A 7,786-nucleotide genomic window follows, 5' to 3' on the forward strand; every position below is an offset into this window, starting at 1 on the left:
GCCGGCCCCCCCCCCCGCCCCCAAAACCCACCCCCCACAGGCCCGCCCCGCCCCCCCCCCCCCCCACCCGCACCCGTTTGTTGCACCGATTTTAAATTGAAACTGCGGTCCACCGGCGTGTCCGGCACCCGACACGCCGACAAGTGTCGGCAACCGGCCTGTCCCGTGGCGGAGGTCCGCAATTTCAATGGAAATCGAACCTCGAAATTCCATTGAAATTGCGGATCACCCGGTCACGACCGGACGCCGGTGGGCGGAGGAGCGGTGCTCGATGGGTTCAGATCGCGCGGTCGTGGTCTTCCCAGTACGGGGCTCGGAGCTTGCGCTTGTAGAGCTTGCCGTTGGGGTCCCTGGGGAGCTCTTCGGCGAAGTCGATGGTCCGGGGGGTTTTGAACTTCGCCAGGCGCTCGCGGGCGTAGGCCAGCAGCTCCTCGGCCAGATCGTCGCCGGGGTGCGCGCCTTCGGCGGGCTGGACCACGGCTTTGACCTCTTCCCCCCAGTCCTCGTTGGGGACGCCGAACACCGCCACGTCGGCGACCTTCGGGTGCACCGACAGGGCGTTCTCCACCTCCGCCGGGTAGATGTTCACCCCGCCCGAGATGATCATGTCGCTCTTGCGGTCGCACAGGTACAGGTAGCCGTCCGCGTCCAGGTAGCCGACGTCGCCGAGGGTGAACAGGTCCCCGACGCGCGCCTGCTCCGTCTTGCGGGCGTCCCGGTGGTACTCGAAGCTCGAGCCGCCCATCCGCATGTACACCGTGCCGACCTCGTCCGGCGGCAGCTCCGCGCCATCGTCGCCGAGGACCTTGACCGTCGAGCCCGGCCACGGCTTGCCGACCGATCCCGGCTTGTCCAGCCACTCGGCCGCGCCGATCGCCGTGCCGCCGCCTTCGGTCGCCGCGTAGTACTCGATCACGACCGGCCCCCACCACTCCAGCATCGCCCGCTTGACCTCCTGCGGGCACGGCGCGGCGCCGTGGATCGCCGCGCGCAGCGACGACACGTCGTAGCGCTGCCGGACCTCAGGTGGCAGCGCCAGGAGCCGGTGGAACTGGGTGGGCACCATGTGCGTGTGGGTCACCCGGTACCGCTCGATCAGCCGCAGCATCTCGGCCGGGTCCCAGCGGTCCATCAGCACCGCGGTATGTCCTAATTGGATGGAGTGGGTGACGAAGTTGAGCACCGCGGTGTGGTAGAGCGGCGAGCCGCACAGGTGCACGTGCCCGTCGAAGGGTTCGATCCCGAAGATGCCGAAGAACCACGTCGCCGCGGCCGGCACCACATCGGGATCGGCACCGGTCAGCGGTCGCCGGACGCCCTTGGGCCGACCGGTGGTCCCGGAGGTGTAGAGCATCGGAGAGCCCATGGTGCGGACGTCCGGGCGCTTCGGCGGTTCTTGCGCGCCAAGCTGGGACAGCTGCTGGAAGCCCGGGATCTCCCCGACCGCGAAGCGCGCCGAACCCGGGAGCCCGCAGCGCGCCGCGGCGTCGGAAGCCGCTGCGCTGAACCGCTCATGAGCGATGAACGCCTTCGCACCGCTGTCCTCGATCAGGTAGGACACCTCGGCGCCGACCAGGTGCCAGTTCACCGTGACCGCGTACAGCCCGCACTGCATCGCGGCGAAGTAGGCGGCCAGCAGATCCGGCCCGTTGGGCAGCATCAGCACGACGCTGTCACCCACGTCGAGCCCCATGCTCTGCAACCCGCGGCCGTACCGGTCCGCGGCAGCGGCGAGTTCTCCGTAGGTGAGCTCACCGCCATCAGGGGCGATCACGGCAACCCGGTTCGGCTCCTGCTCTGCGATCTTCCACAGCCCGATGTCGGACACGGCGAACTCCTGTCAACGACGACGCGGAAATCGGAAACTCAACAAATCTAGAACCTGTTCCACACAGCGGGCAAGCCCCCACATCCATCCACATAGGACTCAATCCGCATCAGGAAGACCGAGAGCCGCGGCGATGTCGCGGATGTGGTCGGTGCTGCGGCATCCGACGAGGAGGGTGTCCACTCCGGACTTCTCCCACTCCACCACCCGGCTCCGCACGGTCTCCGCGTCGCCGATGATCGCGATGTCGTCGACCATCTCGTCCGGCACCGCGGCCGCCGCCTCGTCCCGCCGCCCCTCGCCGAACAGGCGCAGCACGTCCTCCACGACCTCGTCGTAGTCCATCCGGCGGAACAGCTCGGCGTGGAAGTTCATCCCCGGCGCGCCCATCCCGCCGATGTAGAGCGCGAGCGAGGGCTTCAGCTTCGCCCGTTCGGCGGCCGGATCGTCGGTCACCACCACCTGGCAGCTCGCGGCGACCTCGAAGTCCGCGCGGCTGCGGCGAGCGCCCAGCCGGGCGAAGCCCTCCCCCAGCCAGTCCTCGTACATCCCGGCGACGCGCGGCGAGAAGTAGACCGCGATCCACCCGTCGGCGATCTCAGCCGTCTGCGCCACGTTGCGCGGACCTTCCGCGCCGAGCCAGATCGGCAGGTCGGCGCGCAGCGGATGGGTGATCGGCCGCAGCGATTTGCCCAGCCCGATCGAGCCCGGCCCGTCGTAGGGCAGCCGGTAGTGCGGCCCGTCGTTGCGCACCGGAGCCTCCCGGGCCAGCACCTGGCGCACGATCGAGACGTATTCCCGAGTCCGCGCAAGGGGTTTCGCGAAGGGAGTGCCGTACCAGCCCTCCACCACCTGCGGTCCGGACACCCCGAGCCCGAGCACGCACCGACCCCCTGAGAGGTGGTCCAGGGTCAGCGCGTGCATCGCGCACGAAGCCGGGGTGCGCGCGGCGACCTGCGCCACGGACGTACCGAGCCGCACGCGGCTGGTCCGCGATCCCCACCAGGCCAGCGGGGTGAAGGCGTCCGAACCCCAGGACTCCGCGGCGAAGACCGAGTCGAACCCGGTGCAGTCGGCTTCGAGAACGAGTTCCTCCGCGTTCGGCGGCGGCGCCGCGCCCCAGTAACCGAGCTGAAGTCCGATTCTCATCAGCGATCCTCCTCGTCCCGACGGATCCACCGGTTCCCATCCTGCCCGCATGTTGCCCCAAAATCGAGAACATGTTTCACTTCAGTTCGTGACTGGGCTCTCCGAACCACTCAGCGCACCGCTCGAAGTCGGCTTCGACTACACCCGCTCCCTCGGACCGGTCCACCGCCGGTTCGCCACCGAACTGCGCGGCCGCCGCATCGTCGGCGTGCGCGGCAGCGACGGCCGGGTCCACGTGCCCCCCGTCGAGTACGACCCCGACACCGCCGCCGCGCTCGACGAGTTCGTCCAGGTCGGCACCAGCGGCACGGTGCTGAGCTGGTCGTGGATGCCGCAGCCGATCGAAGGCCAGCCCCTGCAGCACCCGTTCGCCTGGGCGTTCGTGCTGCTCGACGGCGCCGACACCCCGATGCTGCACGCGGTGGACGTCGGTTCGCCCGACGCCATCCGCACCGGCATGCGGGTCCAGGTCCGCTGGTCGTCCGAGCGCGGCAACGGGATCCGCGACATCGCCTGCTTCGAGCCGGTCGGCGACTCCCCCGCCGCGCCCGAGGAGGATCCCGAACCGGTCACCATGATCACCTCGCCGGTGCACCTGCACTACCAGCACTCGGCCTCCCCCGAGGAGAGCCGCTACCTGCGCGGGCTCGCCGAGGGCAGGCTGCTCGGCCAGCGCTGCCCGGAGTGCGGGAAGGTCTACATCCCGCCGCGCGGCGCCTGCCCGACCGACGGCGTGCCCACCGAGGAAGAGGTGGAGCTGCCCGACACCGGGATCGTGACGACGTTCTGCATCGTCAACGTGCCGTTCCTGGGCCAGCGCATCAAGCCGCCGTACGTGTCGGCCTACGTCCTGCTCGACGGCGCCGACATCCCCTTCCTCCACCTGGTGCTGGGCTGCGCCGCCGACGAAGTCCGCATGGGCATGCGGGTCCGCGCGGAGTGGAAACCGCGCGAGGAGTGGAACTACACGCTCCAGAACATCGACCACTTCCGCCCCACCGGCGAGCCCGACGCCCCCTTCGAGACCTACTCCCAACACCTCTAGCCCGCCGAGGAGTTCACCGTGGAAGACGTAGCCGTCGTCGGGTTCGCGCAGGCACCGAACGTGCGCGCCACCCACGGCACCACCAACGGGGTCGAGATGCTGGTCCCGATCTTCCGGGACGTCCTCGCCGGCACCGGGCTGCGCACCGAGGACATCGGGTTCTGGTGCTCCGGTTCGTCGGACTACCTGGCGGGCCGGGCGTTCTCGTTCATCGCGGCGGTCGACGCCATCGGCGCGTTCCCCCCGATCAACGAATCGCACGTGGAGATGGACGCCGCGTGGGCGCTGTACGAGGCGTGGGTGAAGATCCGCACCGGCGAGGTCGACACCGCGCTGGTCTACGGCTTCGGCAAGTCCTCGGCCGGTGACCTGCGCCGGACGCTCGCCCTGCAGCTCGACCCGTACACCGCCGCGCCGCTGTGGCCCGACTCGGTGAGCATCGCCGGCCTGCAGGCCCGCCTGGGCCTGGACTCCGGCGCGTGGACCGAACGGGACATGGCCGAAGTCGCCGCCCGCAGCCGGGCCTCCGCCGGACCGGACGCACAGCGCTCGGGCCAGGTCGACGTCGACGACCTGCTGGCCGAGCCCCACATCGCGGATCCGCTGCGCGAGCACGACTGCGCACCGATCACCGACGGCGCCTCCGTGGTCGTGCTCGCGAGCGCCGAACGGGCCCGGGAGCTGCACGAACGTCCGGCGTGGATCACCGGGTTGGAGCACCGGATCGAGTCCGGCAGCCTCGGTGCCCGCGACCTGCTCCGGTCGCCGTCGACCACCGCCGCGGCCCGATCGGCCGACGTCGGCGACGTCGAGCTCGCCGAACTGCACGCACCGTTCACCCACCAGGAAATCGTGCTGCGCCGGGCCATCGGGCTCGGCGACGACGTGGCGATCAACCCGTCCGGCGGCCCGCTGTGCGGCAATCCGATGTTCGCCGCGGGACTGGCGCGCATCGGCGAAGCCGCTTCCCGCGTGATGTCCGGTACCGCGACGCGGGTGCTGGCGCATGCCACCAGCGGGCCCGCGCTGCAGCAGAACCTGGTCTGCGTGATGGAGGGAAGGTCCTGATGGGCAAGCGGTTGGCGGCGGTCATCGGGACCGGCCAGACGCACCACACCAGCAAGCGCCTCGACGTCTCGATCGCCGGGCTGTGCCGGGAAGCCGCCGAGCGCGCGCTGACCGATGCCGGCCTGGACTGGCCGGACGTCGACGCCGTCGTGGTCGGCAAGGCCCCCGACCTGTTCGAGGGCGTGATGATGCCCGAGCTGCACCTCGCGGATTCCCTCGGTGCGACGGGGAAACCGATGATCCGCGTGCACACCGCCGGATCGGTCGGAGGCTCGACGGCCAACGTGGCGGCGAGCCTGGTGCAGGGCGGGGTGCACCGGCGGGTGCTCGCGGTGGCCTTCGAGAAGCAGTCCGAGTCCAACGCGATGTGGGCGCTGTCGATCCTGCCGCCGTTCAACATGCCGGTCGGCGCAGGCGCCGGCGGTTACTTCGCGCCGCACGTGCGCTCCTACATCCGCCGCTCCGGCGCGCCTGAGCACATCGGCGCGATGGTGGCGGCCAAAGACCGCCGCAACGGCGCGCGCAACCCGTACGCGCACCTCAAGCAGAGCGACATCACCATGGAATCGGTGCTGGCCTCGCAAGTCCTGTGGGATCCGATCCGCTACGACGAGACCTGCCCCTCCTCCGACGGTGCGTGCGCGGTGGTCATCGGCGACGAGAGCGCCGCCGGGCAGTCCGCGGCGTGGATCCACGCGACGGCGATGCGCACCGAACCGACCACCTTCGCCGGGCGCGACCAGGTGAACCCGCAGGCCGGGCGGGACGCGGCGGCAGCGCTGTGGCGGGAGGCCGGGATCGGCGATCCGCTGTCCGAAGTGGACGCCGCGGAGATCTACGTGCCGTTCTCCTGGTTCGAGCCGATGTGGCTGGAGAACCTCGGTTTCGCCGCCGAAGGCCAGGGCTGGAAGCTCACCGAAGCCGGCGAGACCGCGCTGGACGGGCGACTGCCGGTGAACCCCTCCGGCGGCGTGCTGTCGTCCAACCCGATCGGCGCCTCCGGCATGCTGCGGTTCGCCGAGGCGGCGATGCAGGTCACCGGCAAAGCAGGCGAGCACCAGGTGGACGGCGCGCGCACCGCGCTCGGCCACGCCTACGGCGGTGGCTCGCAGTACTTCTCGATGTGGGTGGTCGGCGCCCGGAAACCGGGGGAACGATGAAGTTCACGATGTCGGTGGCGATGAGCCCGCTGGACCAGCTCACCGAGCTGGCCCGCACCGCGGAGGAATGCGGCTTCGCCGCCATCGCCCTGCCCGATTCGCTGTTCTACTCCGAAAAGGTCTCCGCGGCCTACCCGTACACGCCGGACGGCTCGCGGATGTGGGACGCCGAAACCCCTTGGGCGGACCCGCTGATCGCGGCCGCGGCGATGGGTGCGGCCACTTCGCGGATCCGCTTCTACACCTCGGTCCTCAAGCTGGGGCCGCGCAATCCGGTGCTGCTGGCACGACAGCTGGCGTCGGTCGCGGTGCTCACCGGCGACCGCTTCGGCCTGGGCATCGGGCTCGGGTGGGCGCCGGAGGAGTTCGAGTGGTGCGGCGCGCCGTACGCCAAGCGCGGTGCGCGCGTGGACGAGGCCATCGAGGTGCTGCGGCTGATCCTCGGCGGCGGGATGGTCGAGCACCACGGCGAGTTCTTCGACTTCGACCGCCTGCAGATGAGCCCGGCGCCGGCCGGCCCGGTGCCGATCTACATCGGCGGGCACACCGAGGCCGCGCTGCGGCGAGCAGCCCGGATCGGCGACGGCTGGGCGTCGGCGATGATGACGCTGGACGAGCTGCGCACCACGATCGACCGCCTCACCGAGCTGCGCGCGTCCTGCGGCCGTTCGGACGCGCCGTTCGAGATCCAGGCGGTGTGCGTGGACCGCTTCGGCGCGTCCGGCTACCGCGAGCAGGCCGAGATCGGCGTGACGGACGCGATCGTGGTCCCCTGGCTGTTCGACGGCCACGGCTTCGACGCCGACCTGAGCGCCAAGCAGGACTCGATCCGGAAGTTCGCCGACGAAGTCCTCAGCCAGTTCTGAGGCGTTCGACCGGGAGCAGCGGCGCGAAAGCCCGGTTCCCCGGGAACTGCCCGGGATTCTTGCACTGCTCGGAAGTCACACCACCTGATCGGAGGATGGCATGGTCGAGGGCGTGCACTGGTCGGCCAGCACCGAGCCGCACCCGGCTCGCGATGCGGCGCTGAAGTCGATGAGCGCGGTGACCCGCGGCGCGAAGGACGAGTGGGTGGCGCTGTTCGCACCGGACGGCGTGGTGGAGGACCCGGTCGGTCCGTCGGTCTTCGACCCGGAGGGCTGCGGTCACCACGGCCACGACGGCATCGCGGCGTTCTGGGACCTCGCGATCGCCCAGGCCGACCGCATCGAGTTCCACGTCCACGACTCGTTCGCGGCGGGCCGCGAGGTCGCCAACGTCGGCTGCATCTCGACGTTCCTCCCCGACGGCAGCACCATGGACGCCGAAGGCGTCTTCGTCTACCACGTCGACGAATCAGGCCTGATCCGCTCCATGCGAGCCTTCTGGGAGTTCGACCGAGCCGTGAAAACCCTCCGCCCGGCCGACTGACCCCCGATCGGACCCCGAGTTCCGCAGTTTCAATTGAAACTGTGATCCGCCGTGCCTGGGATCCGCAGTTTCAATTGAAACTGCGGTCCCCCGGTGTGCCGGCCCCGGCGGGTGGGTCACCCAACA

General features: G+C 70.3%; 7 protein-coding genes. 5 read left to right on the plus strand and 2 right to left on the minus strand.

Going from position 1 to position 7,786, the window contains the following annotated elements; all coding sequences use genetic code 11:
- Nucleotides 1-277: 277 nt before the first annotated feature.
- Both ABTZ89_RS32365 and ABTZ89_RS32370 read right to left on the minus strand, forming a co-directional pair.
- Nucleotides 278-1,828, minus strand: coding sequence for an acyl-CoA synthetase (locus tag ABTZ89_RS32365; protein ID WP_351051915.1), 1,551 nt, complete (start codon nt 1,826-1,828; stop codon nt 278-280).
- 99 nt (nt 1,829-1,927) lie between these two features.
- Nucleotides 1,928-2,977, minus strand: a complete 1,050-nt coding sequence (locus ABTZ89_RS32370; RefSeq protein WP_351051918.1) for an LLM class F420-dependent oxidoreductase — start codon at nt 2,975-2,977, stop codon at nt 1,928-1,930.
- 49 nt (nt 2,978-3,026) lie between these two features.
- On the opposite strand from ABTZ89_RS32370, the gene ABTZ89_RS32375 reads away from it, so the two are divergent.
- The 5 genes from ABTZ89_RS32375 to ABTZ89_RS32395 all read left to right on the plus strand — a co-directional run bounded on the left by ABTZ89_RS32375 (nt 3,027) and on the right by ABTZ89_RS32395 (nt 7,660).
- Complete coding sequence (locus ABTZ89_RS32375) at nt 3,027-4,022, plus strand: Zn-ribbon domain-containing OB-fold protein (RefSeq protein ID WP_502949631.1); 996 nt, start codon at nt 3,027-3,029, stop codon at nt 4,020-4,022.
- A gap of 18 nt (nt 4,023-4,040) precedes the next feature.
- Entirely contained in the window at nt 4,041-5,090 is a 1,050-nt protein-coding gene (locus ABTZ89_RS32380; RefSeq protein ID WP_351051923.1) for a thiolase family protein, read from the plus strand.
- Nucleotides 5,090-6,250: a thiolase family protein gene (locus ABTZ89_RS32385; protein ID WP_351051926.1), complete on the plus strand. Its 1,161-nt coding sequence runs from the start codon at nt 5,090-5,092 to the stop codon at nt 6,248-6,250. Before ABTZ89_RS32380 ends, ABTZ89_RS32385 begins: the two co-directional genes overlap by 1 nt.
- Nucleotides 6,247-7,116 carry a TIGR03619 family F420-dependent LLM class oxidoreductase gene (locus ABTZ89_RS32390; RefSeq protein ID WP_351051929.1) on the plus strand — a complete coding sequence of 290 codons (870 nt, stop codon included), beginning with the start codon at nt 6,247-6,249 and terminating at the stop codon, nt 7,114-7,116. The genes ABTZ89_RS32385 and ABTZ89_RS32390 overlap by 4 nt, the downstream gene beginning before the upstream one ends.
- Nucleotides 7,117-7,216: 100 nt before the next feature.
- The gene (locus ABTZ89_RS32395; RefSeq protein WP_351051932.1) at nt 7,217-7,660 is read left to right on the plus strand and encodes a nuclear transport factor 2 family protein; all 444 of its coding nucleotides are present in this window, start codon (nt 7,217-7,219) and stop codon (nt 7,658-7,660) included.
- The last annotated feature ends 126 nt before the right edge of the window (nt 7,661-7,786 follow it).

Origin of the sequence: Saccharopolyspora sp. NPDC002686, from assembly GCF_040295745.1 — a bacterium.
GTDB classification, from domain to species: domain Bacteria; phylum Actinomycetota; class Actinomycetes; order Mycobacteriales; family Pseudonocardiaceae; genus Saccharopolyspora; species Saccharopolyspora oryzae.

What these genes read in the sequence shown, in the direction of transcription:
- ABTZ89_RS32370 (WP_351051918.1), bottom strand. Translation starts at nt 2,977, where the DNA reads ATGAGAATCGGACTTCAGCTCGGTTACTGGGGCGCGGCGCCGCCGCCG.
- ABTZ89_RS32375 (WP_502949631.1), top strand. Translation starts at nt 3,027, where the DNA reads ATGTTGCCCCAAAATCGAGAACATGTTTCACTTCAGTTCGTGACTGGG.
- ABTZ89_RS32385 (WP_351051926.1), top strand. Translation starts at nt 5,090, where the DNA reads ATGGGCAAGCGGTTGGCGGCGGTCATCGGGACCGGCCAGACGCACCAC.
- ABTZ89_RS32390 (WP_351051929.1), top strand. Translation starts at nt 6,247, where the DNA reads ATGAAGTTCACGATGTCGGTGGCGATGAGCCCGCTGGACCAGCTCACC.
- ABTZ89_RS32395 (WP_351051932.1), top strand. Translation starts at nt 7,217, where the DNA reads ATGGTCGAGGGCGTGCACTGGTCGGCCAGCACCGAGCCGCACCCGGCT.